This window comes from Pseudarthrobacter sp. SSS035 (assembly GCF_023273875.1).
Taxonomy (GTDB): domain Bacteria; phylum Actinomycetota; class Actinomycetes; order Actinomycetales; family Micrococcaceae; genus Arthrobacter.
Genome location: NZ_CP096882.1, coordinates 977,436 through 997,094, shown reverse-complemented (window position 1 = coordinate 997,094; position 19,659 = coordinate 977,436). Strand labels below are relative to the sequence as shown.

Below are 19,659 nucleotides of genomic sequence, written 5' to 3'. Positions count from 1 at the left end.
CCGCGTCCGTAGCTTCGCCATGCCGCGGGTACTTCAGCCGGCGGGAGCAGCCGTACTGTTGCGCACTATGAGTCGGGTGGGCACTTTAGTGGCCTCATTGATGGCGCCGTTCCCGGCCATCTGCTGAAGCAGGTTTTCGATGCTCAGGCGTCCTACTGCATGGAAGTCCTGATGGATGGTGGTGAGGGGCGGCCAGAACGAGGTGGACTCCTCGAGGTCGTCGAATCCAACAATGCTGACGTCCTGCGGAATGGCGCGGCCAAGCTCATGGAGTGCACGCATCGCTCCCAGCGCCATTTGGTCGTTGGCCGCAAAGATAGCAGTCACTTCGTGGTTGCGGCCGAGCTCCAGGCCGATTTGATACCCGGATTCGGTCGACCAATCGCCGTGCAGGACCGGTGGCGCATCGATGCCTGCGTCCTCCAGGGTCCGCTTCCAGGATTCCTCCCGGTGCAGGGCTGAGAAGGACGACGTGGGGCCGCCGATATGCCACACCTGCTGATGGCCCAGATCAAGAAGGTGCTTCGTGGCGGACCTGGCCCCTTCGGCTTGGTCCGTGTCCACCATCGAATAGCCGGAGCCGGCGTTGGAGTCGATCACGACGGCGGGGAGGTCCTCGGGCAGCGTGATGTCGGCATGGTCGAGCAAATGTGCCTCAAAGATGATAACGACGCCGTCAACCTCCTGCTCCCGTAGGCGATGGTATGCCCCGGATACGGTGCCGGTGGTGGGGTCCTGCAGGGGGATGAGGGTCACGGAGTAGCCGGCCTGTGAGGCGGCCGTTGCAATCGCGTCCAAGGTGCGCATGTTGCCAAAGCTTGAAAGCGTGAACATGATGACGCCGATGGACTTGAATTGTCCGCTCTTGAGTGCCCTTGCGGCCCTGTTGGGCCGGTACCCGAGCTCCTTCATGGCCTCCAGGACGCGGTTCTTAGTCTTTTCTTCGACGTTCGTGAGGCCGTTCGAAACCCGCGAGACGGTCTGCGATGAGACGCCGGCGGCCAAGGCGACGTCAGCTATCGACGGGCCTCTGGAACTGCGCGTCCTCCGGCGTGGTGGCGCGTCATGGGCCGTGTTGGGTTGGTCGGGGTTTGCAGTCGGTCGTCGGCTGTCCTCTTGCATGTTCACCTAAACATGCTACTGTCTTTACAAGAATGTTTGCGTAAACACAGCGAGAAGAGATCAAATATCATGACAACGACGTCGCCGGTGGCCGACGCTCCACCAACCCTGAGAATCCGGAAAAACGCTGGACGCTGGATGGGATGGGCGTTTGTAGGTCCGTTCATGCTCGTCTTCGTGCTGGTGTTCATCGCGCCGGTCCTGTACACCTTCTACCTGAGTCTTTTCCAGAACCAGATGGTGGGCGGCGACAAATTCGTTGGGGGCGCCAATTATCTCCAGGCAATGGCCGACCCGCAGTTTTGGGACTCCGTGATCAGGGTGGTCGTATTCCTGGTGGTCCAGGTCCCCATCATGTTGTTCCTGGCGCTGTTTGCCGCCCTGGCTCTGGACAGCGGCCGCCTGCGCGCGTCGTCGTTGTTCCGCATTTCGGTCTTCCTCCCGTACGCGGTGCCGGCCGTTGTGGCGACGCTGATGTGGGGATTCATCTACGGTCCACGATTCGGACTGTTCGGCAGCATCAACGACTTCTTCGGGCTGGACCTGCCGGAGCCGCTTTCCGCGAACTGGGTCCTCGTCGCCATCGGGAACATCAACACCTGGGAGTTCACCGGCTACAACATGCTGATCTTCTACTCGGCGCTCAAGGTCATTCCGGCAGAACTCTACGAGGCAGCCAACCTTGACGGAGCGGGCACGTTCCGGGTCATCCGGAGCATCAAGCTCCCGTCCATCCGCGGCGCCATCGGCATCGCGAGCATCTTCTCGGTCATCGGCAGCTTCCAGCTCTTCAACGAACCGAACATCCTCAAGGCACTGGCCCCGAACTCCATCAGCTCCTACTTCACGCCCAACATGTACGCGTTCAACCTCTCGTTTGCGGGCCAGCAGTTCAACTATGCCGCGGCGATCTCCATCATCATGGGCGTCCTCACGGTGATCGTGGCCTACATCGTCCAGATTTCCGGCTCACGAAAGGATGCTTAGCCATGTCCGAACGTTTGAGCCCAGCCCGGGCGGACGCGGTCTCCCCGTCACCGGCGTCGAAGTCGCCGAAGTTCCCGGCTCCGAAGTTCAGCCGGCGCCGCCGCGGGGGAGTGACCCGGAAACGCACGTCGATTCTCCTCACCATCCTGATGAGTGTCATGGCGGTGTACGCCCTCCTTCCGTTGTTCTGGCTTCTCGTCAATTCCACGAAGACCCAGTCATCGCTCTTCAGCTCGTTCGGTCTGTGGTTCTCCGGGGACTTCGCCCTGTGGGAGAACATCGCCGGCACCCTGACGTACAACGACGGCGAATTCCAGCGCTGGTTGGCGAATACCGTGCTCTACGTGGTGGTTGGTGCGGGTGGGGCAACGTTCCTTGCCACCCTGGCGGGCTATGGACTGGCCAAGTTTGATTTCCCGGGCAAGCGCGGCGTCTTCGCCGTCGTCCTCGGTGCGGTGGCGATTCCCGGGACTGCCCTGGCGGTCCCGACGTTCCTGATGTTCAGCCAGATGGGGCTCACCAACACCCCATGGTCGGTCATCATCCCGTCCCTGATCAGTCCGTTCGGGCTCTACCTGGTGTGGATCTACGCCCTCGACTCTGTGCCCACGGAAGTCCTGGAAGCAGCCCGAGTTGACGGGGCGGGGGAGTTCCGGACGTTCTTCACGATCTCGTTGAGGATGCTGGCTCCGGGTTTCATCACCGTCCTGTTGTTCAGCGTGGTGGCCACGTGGAACAACTACTTCCTTCCTTTGATCATGTTGAGCCAGTCAACCTGGTACCCGCTCACCGTCGGGCTCAACAGCTGGAACGCCCAGGCGACCACGGCAGGTGGCGAGGCCATCTACAACCTTGTGATCACCGGATCCCTGCTGACCATCGTGCCCATCGTGGGCGCATTCCTCTTCCTACAGCGCTTCTGGCAGTCAGGACTGGCCGCCGGAAGCGTGAAGTAAGCAGAACCGACGACGGCGACCTGCCGCCGTCGTCGAGCTTCCCCAACCGCATGACCCTCTTTATGGACAACGACGTGAAAGGCACCAATTCAATGAAGAACAACCATCGTTTCCGGCGGGTGGCCACTGCTGCCCTGGCAGCAAGCCTCCTGATGGGCGGCATGGCCGCCTGCGGCGGCTCCGGAACACCCGGAAACGCCGGCGCCGAAGGCGCAACTGCCGATGACATCGCCCAGGCGCTGCAAACCGAAACTACCCTCACCGTTTGGGGTTGGGCCCCGCAGCTCGAGCCGATCGTGGAGGCGTTCGAGGCGAAGTACCCTAAGGTCCACGTCAACCTGGAGAACGTCGGAACCGGCAACGCCCACTACACCAAGCTGCAGAACGCCGTGAAGGCCGGGTCCGGCGCTCCGGACGTGGCCCAGATCGAATACAACGCGCTGCCGCAGTTCGCCCTGTCCGATGCCCTGGTCGATTTGAAGGACTTCGGCGCCGAGGAGCTCAAGGACAACTACACGCCGTCGACATGGGGATCCGTGAACCTCAACGGCGGCGTCTACGCCCTCCCGCAGGACTCCGGACCGATGGCCATGTTCTACCGGGCCGATGTCTTCGAAAAGCACGGCATCAGCGTCCCAGCCACCTGGGATGAGTACGTTGCGGCGGCCAAGACCCTCCACGCCGCGGACCCCAAGTCGTACATCACGAGCGACACCGGGGATGCAGGCTTCGCTACAAGCATGATCTGGCAGGCCGGCGGAAAGCCGTACTCGCTTAACGAAGGCACAAACGTCAGCGTAGATCTCCAGGACGACGGCGCCAAGAAGTGGACCGGCACCTGGAACCAGTTGCTCAAGGACGACCTGTTGGCACCCGTCACCAGCTGGAGCGATGAATGGTACAAAGGCCTTTCGGACGGAAGCATTGCCACGCTGATCATCGGTGCATGGATGCCCGCCAACCTGGAATCGGGTGCTGAGGCCGGTAGAGGGAAGTGGCGCGTAGCTCCGATGCCGACGTACGAGAAAGGCACGGCAGCCGCGGCCGAGAACGGTGGCGGTGGCGACGCCGTGCTGAAGCAGAGCAAGAACAAGGCGGCCGCCTACGGCTTCCTGCAGTTCGCCAACGGCCCCGAAGGTTCAAAGATCCATGCCGCCAACGGCGGATTCCCTTCCACCACGGCAGACCTGCAGAGCGAGTCATTCCTGAACGCCGAAAGCGCCTACTTCGGTGGGCAGAAGATCAACGAGGTCCTTGTCCAGGCTTCGAAGGACGTTGTGCCGGGGTGGAGCTACCTTCCCTTCCAGACCTACGCCAACAGCATCTTCAGCGACACGGTCGGCCAAGCTTACGGCTCTCACGGAGACCTGAATGACGGGCTGAAGGCCTGGCAGGACGCCACCGCGAAGTACGGCCAGCAGCAAGGCTTCACCGTTTCCACCAAGTAGTACGTGGCGGGGGTCCAGGGCCGCACCCACACGGCCCTGGACTCCCGCTCCACCATTTCAGATTGGATTTCCCCTATGCCAACCTTCACCATCGGCGAGCAGGACTTCATGCTTGACGGTCAGCCCCATCGCATCCTCTCCGGCGCCCTGCACTACTTCCGCGTCCATCCGGATCAATGGGCGGACCGGATCCGGAAGGCCAGGCAGATGGGGCTGAATACGATTGAAACGTATATCCCTTGGAACGCCCATGCTCCGTCCCCGGGGACCTTTGAAACCACAGGTGGACTCGACTTGGGGCGCTTCCTCGATCTGGTCGCCGCGGAAGGCATGCACGCGATCGTGCGCCCGGGGCCTTACATCTGCGCGGAGTGGGACAATGGCGGACTGCCGGCCTGGCTGTTCGATCGAGGCGCTGCAGCGATACGGGCCGATGATCCCGTCTACATGGCGGCCGTCTCCCAGTACTTTGAGCAGCTCGCACCGATCCTTGTCTCCCGTCAGGTGGACGCCGGAGGTCCGATCATCCTGATCCAGATTGAGAACGAGTACGGCGCCTATGGCGCTGACCGCTTGTACTTGGAGAAGCTCGTGAAAATCAACCGCGAAATCGGCCTGACGGTTCCCTTCACCACGGTTGACCAGCCTCAGGACGACATGCTGGCCAACGGCAGCCTGCCGGAGCTGCACAAGACAGCGTCCTTCGGTTCGCGGGCCGCAGAACGGCTGGCGACACTTCGCCGCCACCAGCCCACGGGACCACTGATGTGTTCCGAATTCTGGGTGGGATGGTTCGATCACTGGGGTGCCCACCACCACACCACCACCGTGGAGCAATCCGCCCACGATCTCGATGAACTGCTGGGCCTGGGCGCATCGGTGAACGTCTACATGTTCCACGGCGGCACCAACTTTGGGCTCGCCAACGGTGCGAACGACAAGGGCGTCTACCAGCCCATCGTCACCAGTTATGACTATGACGCACCCTTGGACGAGACGGGTAATCCGACGCCGAAGTACTGGGCCTTCCGCGACATCATCTCCAAGTACACGGAACTCGACGACGACGATGTCCCGGCACGGCCGCTTTCGGGCGCCGCATTGACCGTTCCGCTGACCAAGTCGCTGCCGCTTTGGGAGTGCCTGGACCGTCTTGGGCACTGGACGTCCCACGAGGGGCTGCGCACCAACGACGAGCTCGGCCACTACTCGGGGTTCACTCTCTACCGAACCCGTATCCAAATATCAGGGGCGGCAGTACTGGATGTTGATGAGGTCCGGGACCGGGCACAGGTCTTCCTGGACAGGCAGCCCCTCGGAACCCTATCCCGGGACCACCACGAAACGTCCCTGGCGTTGCCCTCCAATGCCACTGGGACGTTGGAGATCCTGGTGGAGGACCAAGGGCGCGTGGATTATGGTACCCGGCTGGGAGAATCGAAGGGCCTGATCGGCAGCGCACGGATCAATGGCGACGTTCTGTGGGAGTGGGACGTTCTCCCCCTGACACTCCACGACGTCCGCCAGGTCACCGCAGCCCTTGAAGAAGAACCGTCGATCCCTGGTGCGCCGGTTTCCGGTCCGGTGTTCACCCACGGGACGTTTGACCTCGACAATCCCGCAGACCTCTTCCTGTCCACCGATGGCTGGACCAAGGGCGTCGTATGGATCAACGGCTTCTGCCTCGGCCGGTACTGGTCGCGCGGACCCCAGGCAACGCTCTACGTCCCCGGCCCACTCCTGCGAAAGCAGGGCAACGACATCACGATCCTTGAACTCCACGCAGCCAGCACCCGCGCTGTGTCCTTCGTTGCCTCCCATGACCTGGGCCATACCGACTTCTGACATGCGATTGACCGATACAGCAAAGGACCATCCGCCCATGAAGGATCTCTTGGTGAGTGAGCACGCGGCACCAACGGGCCGGCAGTTCCGGATTTCGTCGGACGAGGACGGCCACCGGGTCACGGCCGTGATCACGGAGATCGGCGGCACAGTCCGGAGGCTCACTGTGGACGGGGAGCCTCTCATCGAGGAGTTCCCGGAATCTGGACTCCCCAAACACTGTGAGGGAGCGATCCTCATCCCGTGGCCCAACAGGGTTCGGGACGGGCGGTGGGAGAATGCCGGTAAGCCGCTCCAGCTGGCCATCAACGAACCTGAGCGTGGCAACGCCATCCACGGCCTGACCCGCGATCTCCAGCACGTTGTTGTTCGTCGGTCCGCCACCGAACTTACGCTTCGCGCCCAGGTCTCCCCGAGCGAGGGCTACCCTTTCTCCCTGCAAGTCGAGACCACCTATTCGGTGTCTTCCGAAGGGCTGAAGGTAACTCATGAGTTGACCAACAACTCCACCCAGCCTGCCCCCGCGGCCATCGGTGCACACCCCTATCCGGGTTGGTGCCACGCCGACGGAGGAAGTCTCACTCACCGTCAACGCAGCTTCCTACGTGATGGTGGACGATCGATTGAACCCCGTAGGCTCCGGGCCGGTCTCCGGAACCACCTACGATCTCTCAACAGGGCCGAAGGTGGGCTGGCTCAAACTCGACACCGCATTTGCGGACCTCACGCCGTCGCGGGATGGGATGTACCGGCACACCCTTGAAGCGCCGAACGGAGACACCGTAACGGTCTGGGGCGACGGGAACTACCGGTACGCCCAGGTTTACACAACGAACATGTACCCGGCCGGTGGCCATCGAACCGCCGTTGCGGTGGAACCGATGACCGCTCCTCCCAACGCCTTCAACTCGGGGGAGGGCCTGCAGTGGCTTGATCCAGGCCAGAGCTGGATCTCATCGTGGGGAATCTCGCACACATTCATGCGCCCGCAGGGCGCCGACACAAGAGGAAAGGACTAGTCATGGCGTGGCTTGTAACAGGAGGGGCCGGATACATCGGCTCGCATGTGGCCCGGGCCCTGATGGCAGACGGGCACGAAGTGGTAATCGTCGATGACATGTCCAGCGGGCGGCGCGACTTCGTGCCCAGCGTGGCTGTTTTGGAGGAGGGCTCCCTAATGGATGCCGCTTTCCTCAAAGAGGTCTTTGCCCGTCATGACCTGGCCGGCGTGATCCACCTCGCGGGATTCAAATACGCCGGAGTCTCCGTGGAGTGGCCGCTCCACACGTACTTTCAGAACGTGACGGGGACGGGCAACCTGCTCGTAGCCATGGAAGCTGCATCCGTGGCGGCGATCGTTTTCTCCTCCAGCGCGGCCGTCTACGGAAACACCGCCGCAGAATTCGTGACCGAGTCCACCCCCACAAACCCGGAATCTCCCTATGGGGAATCCAAGCTGATTGGGGAATGGCTCATTGCCGACCAGGCCAGGGCGACCGGCCTCCGGCACACTTCCCTGCGATACTTCAATGTTGTTGGCTCCGGCACGCCGGACGTGCGCGACACGAGCCCGCACAACCTGTTCCCGCTAGTCTTTCACGCACTCAAGGAAGGGCTGACACCCAAGGTTTTCGGAACCACTTACCCCACGCCTGACGGCAGCTGCGTCCGGGACTACGTCCACGTCTCCGATGTCGCCGCTGCCCACGTGGCAGCAGCCCGCAGGATTCAGGACGGTGTGGAACTGGAGGCCGTCTACAACCTGGGCAGCGGTTCCGGGGCTTCAGTGCGCGAAATCATGACCGAAATGGCTGTGGTTACCGGCATACCGTTCAGTCCGCAAATTTGCGCAGCACGCCCCGGCGACCCGGCCCGCATCGTTGCCTCCGGAGTCTTGGCTCGACGCGACATTGACTGGGAGCCGAAGCATTCTCTCCGGGAGATGATCTTCAGCGCCTGGACTGCGGCATGCCAGGAAGTGCCCTCGTCCCTCTAGAAATCCCGTTACCAATCCACCTTTTGAGGAAAGACATGATCGATCAACCACAGCTTCTGGCCACCATCACCGCAACGAGCAAAACGACGATGGACCGCGACCTCGGGGCTGCCATCGAGGCAGCCGAGCAGCTGGCCTGCGACGAGGGGCGAAGGGGAATTTTGGTCAGGAGGCTGGGCTACGCCTCCTATACCGTTGAGCTGTCTCCGGACGTTCCTTACGGCATCACCTACGAGAAGCAAGAGTTCTGACCGGTGTTGTCGGGTGCAGGGAGAAGGAACGTAATCCCTGAAGTGACAGGGCTGCCTGCTTTGGCGTGGACATCCTCGCCGGGTCGAGTCGCATACGACGCGGCCGAGAACACCCTGACTCTTACAGCGGCGCCCGGCGTCGACTGGAGCAATGATTCACTCTGGGGAGGGCAGCAACACCGAGCTTCTGCCCTTGGGTTCACGGCGCCGCCGTCTTTTTCACTGTCGGCCCGGGTCATGGTTCTCTCGCCGCGGACGACGTTCGACGCAGGGGTCCTGAGCCTGTGGGCGGATACGGACCACTGGGCCAAGCTCTGCTTTGAATACTCGCCCCACGAAGAAGCGATGGTCGTCAGCGTTGTGACGAATACGTATTCCGACGACTCGAATGCCCATCTTGTCCCCGGCCCATGGACGTATCTTCGGGTCAGTCGAATTGGTCCTGCATGGGCCTTCCATTCATCGGCAAACGGCCTGTACTGGTGCTTCGTCCGACTCTTCCGGTTGCATACCCACAAACCCGTGCATGTGGGGTTCATGTCGCAAGCCCCCATGGGTGAAAGATGTGTGGCACGGTTTGACCGCATCGAATTCAGTGCGCGACCGCCCGCCGACCTACGGGACGGCAGTTGAGCGCGGCTGGCGGATCAGGACGAAGCGCCCGACGGCGACGCCTCCCGCGTTGGGAAGCGCCGCCGTCGTTGTTTGGTTAATGAGCGGGACGAATCAGCGGTCCAGCTGCACTTGGTCGACTGTCCAGAACGCGCTGTTGGTTCCCGTGTAGCGGAAGCTTACTTTGGCTTTCTTGGAGCCCTTGGGGACATCAAGCGAGAGGGACTCGAAGCCGTTGAAGTTCGCCGTGTAGGACTTCGCGAGGTGTGGTGTGCCGCCATCGTAGCTGACGAAGACCTCGCCGCTCTGGGGACCGTCAATCCTGTAGTTCGATGCGAAGGACAGCGTTGCGGTCTTGCCGCCCTTCACATTGAACTCCGGGCTGATGAGTGTGGAATCGAACTGTCCGGCCGCGTGTGCCTTGTCATCCCATTCGTCCGAGTCCGCCACGGCGAAGACGTTGCGGTTGCGGACACTGGTTTCGCGGCCCTGGTTCCGGTCCGCGTTGGTCCAGAACTCGTCAGTGGCGAAGGACCAGCCACGCCATTCGGTGACGCCGCCGGCGGGCATGGCCGAGTTGTCGATGGTCCAGCCTTGGGGTGCGGTGGTGGTCCAGCCCTTTACAGCTGCTCCCGGTGCAGTTTCATCCACGCGGGTCTGCAGGCTATCCCGGAGAGCATCGAAAGCATCCGGCTCAATGTCAGCGAACGCCTGACCGTCCAGGTTCCAAGCGTCTTCTGCTTTGACGCCCCCGTGCTTCAGGACCGACGGTGCAATGTCAGTGATCTTGACGTCGTTGCGGACGGTGCCGGCCTCGATGCCCTTGCCCTGTGCGATAACGAAGGTCTGCCGTTCGGCCGGAGTGTTGCCGCCGTGCCCGCCCCCGGGGGCATGGCCGTGGTCAGCTACAAGCACCGTCAGCCAATCTTCGGAGTTGTAGCCGGGGCGGTTCCTGACAGCGTTCAGGATCTCGCCCATCTGGCCGTCGGCTTTGCGGAGGGCGGCAAGGTATGCCCCGTGTTCAGTGCCGTAGTAGTGCCCCGCACCGTCCACCTCGTCGAGGTGGATGAACGTGCTGTCCGGGTTGCCGTTGGCCAGGTAATCAACTGCCTTGGCCGTGGTGCCCGCGTCGTCCCCGCCGGCGATCCTGAGGTCCACCTTCTCGCCGAACACTTTCTCTGGGATGGGCGACCAGGTGCCCACCACAAGCGTTGAGGTCTGCGACTTGGCGTCTTCGAGACGGCTCAGGTAGTCCGGGTACTGCGCGTAATTGGGTGCCGTGAAGTTGTTGTCCACCACGTTGTGCTTGTCAGGCCACACGCCCGTGCCGATGCTGGACCACCCCGGGCCGGAGCTGGTGGGCGCCATCGGGTACGCGTACAGGTTACTGGTGGCAGTCATGCCGGAGTCCATGAGGCCCTGGATGTTGGGCATGCCGGCCGCGCCGAACTTGGCGAACGTCGCTCCGTCGATGCCGATGACCAGGCTCTTCTTGCGCTTGGTGCCGTCGGGAAGGCCTGCGTGAGGTGCTTCAGCCGCGCGGCTTGCTGCCGCCGCGTCGGGTGCTTCCGTTGCGGTTGGTGCCGCGAAAGCGACGGAAGGAAGTATCACAGCGGCAGCCAGTGTTAGGGCGGTCGTTGCCAAGGCGGTGCGGAAGGGACGGTTGTCCAAGGTTTCTCCAATGTAGGTCTAGCTGGGGACCTGCAGGCAGGGCATCCCCAGGGGGTTGACATCTCAACCCTGCCGCAGTGCAGAGCCGGAAAACAAGCAAAAACACAGCTTGTATATACAAGTTAGCTGAGGGTTAATGCTCCGTTTTGCGGTTATTTGAGAACTCTCGGAGGCCGTGCATCGTCAGCTGCAAAGAAGGTGTTCATACATCTCTTGCAGGTTGATTCTCCTGCCGCAAGCGACGCGCGAGTACTTGGGACGTCGGGGGCCCTGGTCGCGGAGAATGGCCCGGCGCCATGGATCCTTACCTCACCCCGCTCATGACATGCGAGGATGTTGACGCAACTGTGGACAAGACGCCCGCATGCCGGCCCCCGCTCAGTAACGGCTTCCTGCTGTGTGTGGCTGAAAAGCAAAAACCGACCGTTGCCAGTTCCCGGGGGCGAGGCCTAGACTCGGCCCACAACCCCCTGCCGGGGAGAACTCCAGAGCCCCTCACTCATCCTCTGTTCTGGGCGTGCGGATAGGTTCGTGTTCTGGGCACAGCAGAACAGGAATCGGCCATGACTAAGTATCTTTTCCAAGCAAATTACGTGGGCCAGGGCATCAAAGGCCTGATGCAGGAGGGTGGGTCCAAGCGTCGGGACGCCGTTGTAAAGGCCTTGGAGTCGGTTGGGGGATCACTGGAATGCATCTACTACGCGTTCGGCGAGACGGATGTCCTGGGGGTCTTCGACGTTCCCGATCAGCCGAGTGCTGTTGCCCTATCCCTGATGATCAATTCCACAGGCGCCGTGGACCTTCACCTCACGCCGCTCATGACACCCGAGGATATTGACGCAGCCGTGGGCAAGACACCTGCCTACCGGGCCCCCGGTCAGTAACGGCTTCGACCGGGCTGCCTCGTGCAGCGCCAGTCGAACCTTCGGTCACCAGAGTTCCTTTCAAAGATTTCGAAAAAATCCGGTCTGGTTTCGGCGTCCAACCCTTAGGATCAGAAAAGTGCCGCTAGGCACCACCTGACCGGCGGTTTTCCAAACCGCCTTGCCGATTGCGGGGGACCGATCGCCATGCTCAGAACTTTGAAATCCATCGCGGTAGTGGTCGGCCTGGGTCTGGCTTTGGGACTGATGCAGGCCCAGGCAGCCCAGGCAGCGCCAGCCACAGGCCGGATTTCCCTCAGCCCGGCCACTGGAGCGGCAGGATCCGCCGTCACCGTCAGCGGAACGGGGTTCAAAGCCTCCACCACGGGGACGGTGATCGCCGGTGCCACGACTTTTCCCATGAAAACGGCAGCCTCGGGTGCCTTCAGCACCTCGATCACCATCCCTTCCGCAACCCCGGGATCGTTGACCATCACGGCCAAGACCTCGTCCATCCAGGCCTCGTCCGTGTTCACCGTGACCGCACCGGCGCCGATGCTCCCTCCGGTCAGCACCGCCGCACTTCGGTTCGGGGTGGCCACGGCCGGCGGCCCACTGGCCAGCGGGGAACTGGATGAAGTGGCGCAACTGGCCGGCGAAAGCCCGTCCACCATTCTCTTTTACAAGGACTTCCTCCAGGCTCCCCCCATCGCCGAGATGAACTCCGTCCGGGCACGCGGCGCCGTCCCGCTCATCACCTGGGAACCTTGGGCCTGGGGCGGCGGAATGGAACAGCCGGCCTACTCCCTGGACCGCATAGCCGCCGGCGACTTTGACGCCCACATCACACAGTGGGGCCAGTCACTTGCGGCCTGGGGCCAGCCGGTCCAGCTCAGATTCGCCCATGAGATGAATGGCAATTGGTACCCGTGGGCCGAAGGCGTCAACGGCAATCAGCCCGGTGACTACGAAGAGGCCTGGCGCCATGTTCACGACGTTGTTGCTGCCACCGGAGCCGGCAACGTGTCCTGGGTTTGGAGCCCGAATGTTCCCTACTACGGTTCCACCGATCTCGCCGGCCTCTTTCCCGGCGTCGGATACGTGGATGTTGTGGCCCTTGACGGGTATAACTGGGGCACTTCCGCCTCGTGGAGCGGCTGGATATCGCCGCAGGATCTCTTCGCTCCGGGGATAGCCCAGTTGCGTGCACTTGCACCCGGAGTTCCCATCCTGATCAGCGAGACGGCTTCCAGCGAAGCAGGGGGCAACAAGGCTGCCTGGAACACTGAGCTCGTGTCTTATTTGGCGGCCCAGCCTGATGTTATGGGCTTCGTGTGGTTCCACCTCCAGAAAGAAACCGACTGGCGCATCAACAGCAGTGCCACCTCCGCCTCAGCGTTCAAGTCGGCATTGCAGGCACGTCGGACTCCCTGATCCAGTAATTAGGGACGCGCCTTGCTGTCCCGGCGGACCAGCCCCAGCAAGGCCATACCTATGAGCATCACGCCAAGCGCGGTCAGCAGGGCGGCCATGACGTCCAGGCCGGTGTGCGCCAGCCCGGTGGCGCCCAAAGCGGCTCCGGAAGCGGGTAGGGCGGTGTTCATTCCGTACATTGTTAGTTGATTTCCTCTGCTGTGTATTGCGCTTCCCAGCGGTCTATCCGCCGCCGGGTGATCCTTGCGGTCAGGACAGCGCACCAGGATGCCAGAAACCACCCGGACCGCAGCCACATAAACAATTCCTGCGGGAAAAACGTGGCTGCCATCAGGACGTCCTTCCAGTCGCGGTGCGGAATCCGCAGGGCCCGCTTGATGTCCAGCGCCACGAACAGGATTGGCACCAGCCACCAGAACAGGACGACTCGAAACACTCCCAACGTGAGTGAGAGGGCAATGACGGCGATCCACAGCAGCTTCAGGAACACACCGAGCAGACCCATGGCCTGCTGGCCCCAGTCCCGCAGGGTCAGCCGGTTGATTCCAAGGTCCAGCAGGTCTTCCACGGTGCCGACCTGCCATTTCATCCGCTGGCCCCACAGTGCTTTGAGTGTCTTCATCGAGTCGGTGTAGGCGCGGACATCGGGGGAGACCTGGCAGATAAAGCCCAGTTCCCGGATGCGGTAGGTCAGTTCGAAGTCCTCGACCTGTGACGTGTAGACCCACGGCCCTTCCCGGTCGTCCCGGGCCGCGATCTGACGGAGGACGGCGTTATTGATGGCGCAGCCGGTTCCTGCCAGAACGCTGGTCCGGCCCCTCCTCAGGGCGGTATCGGTCCACGTGGCGAACTCAGCCTTCTGCAGCCGGCTCAGAAATCCGGGGTCCTGCATCGTAAATTTCGACGACGAGCCACCGAGGAGCGCGCCCGTTTCCGCGCTGAATTCCCGGGACCAGGCTTCGACGGCGTTCGGGGGCAGGACCGTATCCGCGTCGAGGCAGATGACCACGTCGGCGTCGAATGCGTACTTCGCCCAGGCCCGGTTCAGGGCTTCGGATTTGCGGTGTTGCAATCGGGGAAGCTCCATGGTGGTCACCGGGTACTTCCGCGCTTCCCAGGCCGTTGAATCGGTGCAGCCGTTGGGGATGACCACGATGAGGTCCGCGGGACGGGACTGGAGCATCAGGCCATGGAGGGTTGCCCCGATTGAGCCCGCCTCGTTGTACGCGGGCACCAGCACGACTATGCGCAGGCCCACCGAAGCTGCGGTATCCACGGCGGCCTCCTCGGGTGGGTTTTGCAGACCCCAGCGGCCTGCGAACCCATCCTGCAGGCGCCTTCTCAGATTTCGCCCCCGGATACCGTCAAGGTTGCATCAAGTACCCCGTCTGCAGAGGGCGAAGCGACGAAATCTGTCTGGTTGGCCACACTGTTGCCCAAGTAGCGGCATAATGACCTAAACTGCTTCACTGAGGCGCCTGAAATGGTGCCGTGCAGCGACGAAAGTGAACACGCCATGGCTACCGATTACGACGCTCCACGCAAGACTGACGACGAGGCTTCTGCCGAGTCGCTGGAGGCCCTGCAGGCATCCCGCAGCGGCAGTGCCCAGACCGCAGTCATCGACGTCGAGGAGACCGACACCGCCGAAGGCATCGACCTTCCCGGAGCCGATCTCTCGGGCGAAGAGTTGACCGTCATTGTTGTTCCCGAACAGTCCGATGAGTTCACCTGCTCATCCTGCTTCCTGGTCCGCCACCGGTCCCAGGTCGCACGCGAAAAGAACGGCCTGAAGTACTGCATCGAGTGCGAAGGCTGAACGCCCGACGCCGGCACTCCGGTGAGGCGCGCCAGCGTCGTTATTATGCATAACGGCAGGGTGCAGAAACGGCATTAATAGCGTTTCGATGGCCCCGAAAAGTGCTGAAGAATCACGCCCGCGTGACCGGAACCAAGGCCGATTAACGGTTCCGCGCCGAAGCGGCAACAACCCTTTTGAGTGGCCACGGAGGCTCCTACGCTTGAGCTACCTAATCACTCGAAGGGTGGCCCACAGTGAAAAAGATTCATACGTGGCTGACAGTCATTTTGATGGCTGTCGGATTGGGTTTCCTGGCTCCGGGGCCCGCCTCGGCAACCACATCGTATTGCGGACTCGTATGGGGATCGCTGGCTGAATCAGACCCGGCCATGAGCACCGCATCCGTCACCAACGTCCGGACAGGGCAGCACTACTGCTTTGACCGGATGGTGGTTGATCTCAACGGCCCTGTTGCCGGCTACACGGTTCAGTACGTTCCGACCGTGGTCCAGGACGGTTCAGGTTTTGAAATCCCACTGTTGGGCTCAGCATTCCTCCAGGTAACTGTGAACGCACCGTCCTATGACAGCAATTACAACGTCACCTACAGCCCGGCGGCAAAGGCCGAACTGTCCGACGTGTCGGGATACCAGACCTTCCGGCAGGTGGCCTACGCGGGCAGCTTCGAAGGCTATACCAGCATCGGACTGGGTGTCCGTGCCCGGCTCCCGTTCCGGGTCTTCACCCTGGACGGCCCGGGATCCGGATCGCGCATGGTGGTTGATGTAGCGCACTTCTGGTGACCCGCGGTTCGCTGCTGAACCGCCGTTGAGGCAAGATCAGGAAACCAAAACGGCGCCCTGCTCCGGAGACTTTCCGGGCAGGGCGCCGTTCTGTGTGCTGTGGGTGGAGCAACTACTCGGGGACTACCAGCGCAGGAGTGTCCCGGCGGATGGTTTCGCCGCGGAAGAACCCCGGACGGAGGCGTGCCATGATCACCATCAGCACAGCCCCGAGCGCCAGGATCCCGATGCCCAGGACAAACACCAGCCCAACCCCGAAGACCTCCGAACCGCTGCCGAACTCCGGCGCCCAGCTGTCGATGGCTGTCTGCAGGAAAACCACAAACAATCCGACGCCGCCCGCTACCGGGCAGAGCAGCCGCAGCATGAAGTTGCGGACACTGCTGAACACGCTGTTCCGGAAGTACCAGGCGCAGGCGATGGCGGTCAGGCCGTAGTAGAAGCAGATCATCAGGCCGAGGGCCAGGATCGTGTCGTTGAGGACGTTCTGGCTGATGACGTGCATGATCGCGTAGAAGCCCGCTGAAACGACGCCGGCCGCAATGGTGGCGAAGCCCGGCGTCGCGAACTTCCTGCTCATGGTAGCGAATGGCTTGGGCAGGGCGCCGTAGTGCGCCATGGCCAGCAGGCTGCGCGACGGCGAGGTGAAGGTCGACTGGAGCGAAGCCGCCGAGCTTGAGAGCACCGCGAGGGACATGAGGATGGCGAACGGTCCCATGACCGGGGACGCGAGTGCCGTGAAGATGTTGGCGCTGTTCTCCTCGTTGTTAAGGCCGATCCCGGTATCCCCGACACCTGCGAACATCATGGTGGCAATGGTGACCACCAGGTAGATGCCCAGGACCACGACGGCGGTCAGGGTGCCGGCGAGGCCCGCGGTCTTCTTGCCGTTGGCGGTTTCCTCGTTGACGGTCAGGCAGACATCCCAGCCCCAGTACACGAAGATCGAGAGGGAGATGCCGGCGGCGATCTGCCCGAAGGTCTCGATCTTGGTGACATCGAACCATTCCCAGCTGAACGGGATGGCGGTCTCGGACGTGGACCAGTTGGCGAAAGCCATGGCCACGAAGATTCCCAAAGCCACCAGCTGGAAGCCCACTAGCCCGTACTGGACGATCTTGGTGGTGTGCAGGCCCCGGTAGCTGACCCACACGGCCAGCGCCACGAACACGAAGCAGGTGGCCACGTTGAGCAGCGTGTTGGAGGCCAAATCTGCCAGTTCGGGGTTGCCGGTCAGCTGGGCAAGAAACAGATAGAAGAAGTCAACGGCGACGCCGGCCAGGTTGGACAGGACGATGATGTTGGCCGCGAGCAGCCCCCAGCCGCCCATCCAGCCCACCCATGGCCCGAACGCCTTGGTGACCCAGGTGAACGTGGTGCCGCTGTCCGGGGAATCGGCGTTGAGTTCCCGGTATGCGAGCGACACCAGGATCATGGGGATGAAACCGATGAGGAAAATGACGGGGACCTGAAGGCCGGCTTCGGCGATAGTCGGCCCCAGCGCGCCGGTCAGCGTGTAGGCCGGCGCGATGGTGGAAATGCCAAGAACGACGACGGCGACGAGGCCCAGTTGCCTGCCCTTCAGTCCTTTTGCGGTGATGCCGTGCGCCGAGCCGGCCGGGTCAGTCCCGGAAGGCTGGCCTGCGGCGGTGCTCGTGCGGGTGGTTTGGGTCATTGTCCAGCGCTTTCTACGAGGCAGCAGGCTGCTGTTGGGTGATGCAGTGGATGCCGCCGCCGCGGGCGAAGAGCTCACGGGCGTCAATGCCGACCACACGCCGGCCGGGGTAGGCCTCCGCCAGGATCTGCAGCGCCTTGTCATCGTTGGGGTCCCCGAAGGTACAGGCGATGACGCCGCCGTTGACCACGACGTGGTTGATGTAGCTGTAGTCGACAAAGCCTTCGTCATCCCAGAGCACTTCAGGGGCGGGGACTTCGATGATGGTCCACTCCCGTCCGGCCGCGTCCCTCGTGGTGCGCAGGTGCTCGATGATGTCGCGGCTTACCTGGAAGTCCGGGTGGCGGGGGTCCTGCTGGGAATGCACCAGCAGTGTGCCGGGGGAGGGGATGGCGGCCACGATGTCCACATGACCGCGCGTGCCGAACCGTTCCGAGTCGCGGGCCAGTCCGCGCGGGAGCCAGACCACCTGCGTGGCGCCGATGGTCCGGGCGAGCTCGGCTTCGACGTCGGCCCGGCTGAGTCCCGGGTTGCGGCCCGGATCCAGCTGCACGGTTTCGGTCACGAGGACGGTTCCCTGGCCGTCCACCTGGATGCCGCCGCCTTCGTTGACCAGCGCGGACACGATGTGCGTGGCCCCGGATCGGCCCGAGACTTCGCCGGCGATCAGCGCGTCCTTGTCCCAGCGCGCCCAGTCCTGGGCACCCCAGCCGTTGAAGATCCAGTCGACGGCGCCGAGGCTCCCGTCCTGGTCCAGCACGAACGTGGGGCCGATGTCCCGCATCCACGCATCGTTGAGCGGGGCGGCAAGTACCTCGACGTTCCGGTTCAGATAGCGGGCGGCGATGCCGACGTCGTCGGGGTCCACTACCACGGTAACCGGCTCAAATTCGACGGCGGCGTTGGCTACCGCTGCCCAGGTGGACCGGGCAGCGTGGGCATCTTCCTCCGTGTCGCCCAGCGTGTAGCCGCCGGTGGGAAAGGCCATCCACAGCCGCTCCTGCAGAGCGGTTTCGGCGGGCATGCGCCACGTGCTCATGCGGTCACCTGCTGACGGTTGATGGAGCCTGCGGGCCCGGTGATTGAGCCTCTATGCCCGGTGATTGAGCTTGTCGAAATCCCGACTTCTCCCTCTTCGCCGCCGAGCGGCTGGTCACGGCGTACGGGTTCCGTAAGCCGGCCGTAGGTATCGGGGCGGCGCGTGGACAGGAAGGGGAAGAGCGTCAGCCAGTCCCGCCGCTGGTCCAGGTCGAGGTCTGCCACCAGCACAGCGGAGGCGTCACGCGGGGCCTGCACGAGGACGCGGCCGTAGGGGTCGGAGATGAAGGAGGAGCCGTAGAAGTTCAGCGTTCCTTCACTGCCCCAGCGGTTGGGGGCGATCATAAAGAGCCCGTTGGCGATGCCGTTGCCCACAATGACCTGCTGCCACAACGGCTGGGTGTCGAACTCCGGGTGGTCCGGCTCGGAACCGATGGCGGTGGGGTAGACCAGGATCTCTGCGCCACCGAGGGAGTAGAGCCGGGCCACCTCCGGGAACCATTCGTCCCAGCAGGTGGGCATGCCCAGCCGGGCGCCGCCCAGTTCTGCCGGCGCGTGGACCTCGTAGGCATCCGCGGCCGCCGGCCCCTGGCGGAAGAACTTGTCTTCGTAGTAGCCCGCGGTGACCGGGATGTGGAGCTTGTGCGTGCGGGCGAGCAGTTCGCCCTCGGACGACACCAGGATAGCGGTGTTCAGCCCCAGGCCGTCGTCGCTGCCGTCCGGGTTCGGTGCCTGCTGGTAGAGCGAGGCATGGACAGCCACGCGGTGGCGGCGGGCCGACTCGGCAGCAAACCGGAACGTGGGTCCGGTGAGCAGGTCCTCAGCGATGTCCGACGGGCGGATGCCGGCGGCCGAATTGTTCTCGGGGCAGGTGTCTGCAGGGTAGCGGGAAAGCGTGAGTTCGGGCAGGAACACAACCGTGGCACCGAGCCTGGCGGCGCGGCCGATTCCTTCATCGAGTTCGGCCTGCAGGACGGCGGTGTCTGCATGCCAGCGGTGCTGCACAACGCCCACCCGAAGGGCAGGGCGGACGGACGGCGTTGTCCGGGCCAAGGACGTGGGTGAGTCGAGGCAGGAAATTTCAATCATGTGCTTACTTCCAGTGAGACGACCGTCACTAAATGAATGACGTTCATTTAGTATGGAGGATGGACGGC

19 protein-coding genes and 1 pseudogene are annotated in these 19,659 nt (G+C 62.9%); 13 read left to right on the top strand and 7 right to left on the bottom strand.

Going from position 1 to position 19,659, the window contains the following annotated elements; all coding sequences use genetic code 11:
- Positions 1 to 33: 33 nt before the first annotated feature.
- Positions 34 to 1,122 (bottom strand): LacI family DNA-binding transcriptional regulator, encoded by a 1,089-nt coding sequence (locus MUN23_RS04550; RefSeq protein WP_371876029.1) that lies wholly within the window; start codon positions 1,120 to 1,122, stop codon positions 34 to 36.
- A gap of 69 nt (positions 1,123 to 1,191) precedes the next feature.
- Between MUN23_RS04550 and MUN23_RS04545 the strand changes: the two genes are divergently transcribed.
- The 9 genes and pseudogenes from MUN23_RS04545 to MUN23_RS04510 all read left to right on the top strand — a co-directional run bounded on the left by MUN23_RS04545 (position 1,192) and on the right by MUN23_RS04510 (position 9,238).
- The gene (locus MUN23_RS04545) at positions 1,192 to 2,109 is read left to right on the top strand and encodes a carbohydrate ABC transporter permease (RefSeq protein ID WP_248762321.1); all 918 of its coding nucleotides are present in this window, start codon (positions 1,192 to 1,194) and stop codon (positions 2,107 to 2,109) included.
- A gap of 2 nt (positions 2,110 to 2,111) precedes the next feature.
- Positions 2,112 to 3,065: a carbohydrate ABC transporter permease gene (locus MUN23_RS04540; RefSeq protein ID WP_371875980.1), complete on the top strand. Its 954-nt coding sequence runs from the start codon at positions 2,112 to 2,114 to the stop codon at positions 3,063 to 3,065.
- Positions 3,066 to 3,157: 92 nt separating this feature from the next.
- Positions 3,158 to 4,513, top strand: a complete 1,356-nt coding sequence (locus MUN23_RS04535) for an ABC transporter substrate-binding protein (protein ID WP_248762320.1) — start codon at positions 3,158 to 3,160, stop codon at positions 4,511 to 4,513.
- A gap of 75 nt (positions 4,514 to 4,588) precedes the next feature.
- Positions 4,589 to 6,358, top strand: a complete 1,770-nt coding sequence (locus MUN23_RS04530; protein WP_248762319.1) for a beta-galactosidase family protein — start codon at positions 4,589 to 4,591, stop codon at positions 6,356 to 6,358.
- Positions 6,333 to 6,845: pseudogene (locus MUN23_RS23590) on the top strand (hypothetical protein); the annotation flags it as partial. The gene MUN23_RS04530 and the pseudogene MUN23_RS23590, both read left to right, overlap by 26 nt.
- A gap of 46 nt (positions 6,846 to 6,891) precedes the next feature.
- The gene (locus MUN23_RS04525) at positions 6,892 to 7,377 is read left to right on the top strand and encodes a hypothetical protein (RefSeq protein ID WP_248762318.1); all 486 of its coding nucleotides are present in this window, start codon (positions 6,892 to 6,894) and stop codon (positions 7,375 to 7,377) included.
- Positions 7,378 to 7,379: 2 nt separating this feature from the next.
- Positions 7,380 to 8,354: a UDP-glucose 4-epimerase GalE gene (gene galE / locus MUN23_RS04520; protein WP_248762317.1), complete on the top strand. Its 975-nt coding sequence runs from the start codon at positions 7,380 to 7,382 to the stop codon at positions 8,352 to 8,354.
- Positions 8,355 to 8,389: 35 nt separating this feature from the next.
- The gene (locus MUN23_RS04515) at positions 8,390 to 8,605 is read left to right on the top strand and encodes a hypothetical protein (protein WP_248762316.1); all 216 of its coding nucleotides are present in this window, start codon (positions 8,390 to 8,392) and stop codon (positions 8,603 to 8,605) included.
- Positions 8,606 to 8,608: 3 nt separating this feature from the next.
- Positions 8,609 to 9,238 (top strand): DUF1349 domain-containing protein, encoded by a 630-nt coding sequence (locus MUN23_RS04510; RefSeq protein WP_371875979.1) that lies wholly within the window; start codon positions 8,609 to 8,611, stop codon positions 9,236 to 9,238.
- 93 nt (positions 9,239 to 9,331) lie between these two features.
- Here MUN23_RS04510 and MUN23_RS04505 read toward each other — a convergent pair whose 3' ends face one another.
- Complete coding sequence (locus MUN23_RS04505; RefSeq protein WP_248762314.1) at positions 9,332 to 10,888, bottom strand: alkaline phosphatase family protein; 1,557 nt, start codon at positions 10,886 to 10,888, stop codon at positions 9,332 to 9,334.
- Between the two features lie 563 nt (positions 10,889 to 11,451).
- On the opposite strand from MUN23_RS04505, the gene MUN23_RS04500 reads away from it, so the two are divergent.
- Both MUN23_RS04500 and MUN23_RS04495 read left to right on the top strand, forming a co-directional pair.
- Entirely contained in the window at positions 11,452 to 11,772 is a 321-nt protein-coding gene (locus MUN23_RS04500) for a GYD domain-containing protein (protein WP_058930002.1), read from the top strand.
- 186 nt (positions 11,773 to 11,958) lie between these two features.
- Positions 11,959 to 13,185, top strand: coding sequence for a glycosyl hydrolase (locus tag MUN23_RS04495; protein ID WP_248762313.1), 1,227 nt, complete (start codon positions 11,959 to 11,961; stop codon positions 13,183 to 13,185).
- Between the two features lie 8 nt (positions 13,186 to 13,193).
- Here MUN23_RS04495 and MUN23_RS04490 read toward each other — a convergent pair whose 3' ends face one another.
- Positions 13,194 to 13,355, bottom strand: coding sequence for an LPXTG cell wall anchor domain-containing protein (locus tag MUN23_RS04490; protein ID WP_248762312.1), 162 nt, complete (start codon positions 13,353 to 13,355; stop codon positions 13,194 to 13,196).
- Positions 13,356 to 13,366: 11 nt separating this feature from the next.
- Entirely contained in the window at positions 13,367 to 14,461 is a 1,095-nt protein-coding gene (locus MUN23_RS04485; RefSeq protein WP_248762311.1) for a glycosyltransferase family 2 protein, read from the bottom strand.
- A 240-nt stretch (positions 14,462 to 14,701) separates the two neighbouring features.
- Here MUN23_RS04485 and MUN23_RS04480 point away from each other — a divergent pair, with 240 nt between their 5' ends.
- Positions 14,702 to 15,004, top strand: a complete 303-nt coding sequence (locus MUN23_RS04480) for a DUF4193 domain-containing protein (RefSeq protein WP_248762310.1) — start codon at positions 14,702 to 14,704, stop codon at positions 15,002 to 15,004.
- A gap of 236 nt (positions 15,005 to 15,240) precedes the next feature.
- Positions 15,241 to 15,789: a hypothetical protein gene (locus MUN23_RS04475; protein WP_111909547.1), complete on the top strand. Its 549-nt coding sequence runs from the start codon at positions 15,241 to 15,243 to the stop codon at positions 15,787 to 15,789.
- 112 nt (positions 15,790 to 15,901) lie between these two features.
- Here the strand turns inward: MUN23_RS04475 and MUN23_RS04470 are convergent, their stop codons facing one another.
- The 3 genes from MUN23_RS04470 to MUN23_RS04460 are packed head-to-tail and all read right to left on the bottom strand — an operon-like array spanning position 15,902 to position 19,591.
- Entirely contained in the window at positions 15,902 to 17,464 is a 1,563-nt protein-coding gene (locus MUN23_RS04470) for an APC family permease (protein ID WP_248762309.1), read from the bottom strand.
- A 13-nt stretch (positions 17,465 to 17,477) separates the two neighbouring features.
- Entirely contained in the window at positions 17,478 to 18,503 is a 1,026-nt protein-coding gene (locus tag MUN23_RS04465; protein WP_248762308.1) for an agmatine/peptidylarginine deiminase, read from the bottom strand.
- Positions 18,500 to 19,591, bottom strand: a complete 1,092-nt coding sequence (locus MUN23_RS04460) for a nitrilase-related carbon-nitrogen hydrolase (RefSeq protein WP_248762306.1) — start codon at positions 19,589 to 19,591, stop codon at positions 18,500 to 18,502. The genes MUN23_RS04465 and MUN23_RS04460 overlap by 4 nt, the downstream gene beginning before the upstream one ends.
- Positions 19,592 to 19,659: the final 68 nt, after the last annotated feature.

Bases quoted from the DNA above. Each gene is read 5' to 3' on its own strand.
- MUN23_RS04550 (WP_371876029.1), bottom strand. From the start codon at position 1,122: ATGCAAGAGGACAGCCGACGACCGACTGCAAACCCCGACCAACCCAAC.
- MUN23_RS04545 (WP_248762321.1), top strand. From the start codon at position 1,192: ATGACAACGACGTCGCCGGTGGCCGACGCTCCACCAACCCTGAGAATC.
- MUN23_RS04540 (WP_371875980.1), top strand. From the start codon at position 2,112: ATGTCCGAACGTTTGAGCCCAGCCCGGGCGGACGCGGTCTCCCCGTCA.
- MUN23_RS04535 (WP_248762320.1), top strand. From the start codon at position 3,158: ATGAAGAACAACCATCGTTTCCGGCGGGTGGCCACTGCTGCCCTGGCA.
- MUN23_RS04530 (WP_248762319.1), top strand. From the start codon at position 4,589: ATGCCAACCTTCACCATCGGCGAGCAGGACTTCATGCTTGACGGTCAG.
- galE (WP_248762317.1), top strand. From the start codon at position 7,380: ATGGCGTGGCTTGTAACAGGAGGGGCCGGATACATCGGCTCGCATGTG.
- MUN23_RS04515 (WP_248762316.1), top strand. From the start codon at position 8,390: ATGATCGATCAACCACAGCTTCTGGCCACCATCACCGCAACGAGCAAA.
- MUN23_RS04500 (WP_058930002.1), top strand. From the start codon at position 11,452: ATGACTAAGTATCTTTTCCAAGCAAATTACGTGGGCCAGGGCATCAAA.
- MUN23_RS04495 (WP_248762313.1), top strand. From the start codon at position 11,959: ATGCTCAGAACTTTGAAATCCATCGCGGTAGTGGTCGGCCTGGGTCTG.
- MUN23_RS04490 (WP_248762312.1), bottom strand. From the start codon at position 13,355: ATGAACACCGCCCTACCCGCTTCCGGAGCCGCTTTGGGCGCCACCGGG.
- MUN23_RS04480 (WP_248762310.1), top strand. From the start codon at position 14,702: ATGGCTACCGATTACGACGCTCCACGCAAGACTGACGACGAGGCTTCT.
- MUN23_RS04470 (WP_248762309.1), bottom strand. From the start codon at position 17,464: ATGACCCAAACCACCCGCACGAGCACCGCCGCAGGCCAGCCTTCCGGG.
- MUN23_RS04465 (WP_248762308.1), bottom strand. From the start codon at position 18,503: ATGAGCACGTGGCGCATGCCCGCCGAAACCGCTCTGCAGGAGCGGCTG.
- MUN23_RS04460 (WP_248762306.1), bottom strand. From the start codon at position 19,591: ATGATTGAAATTTCCTGCCTCGACTCACCCACGTCCTTGGCCCGGACA.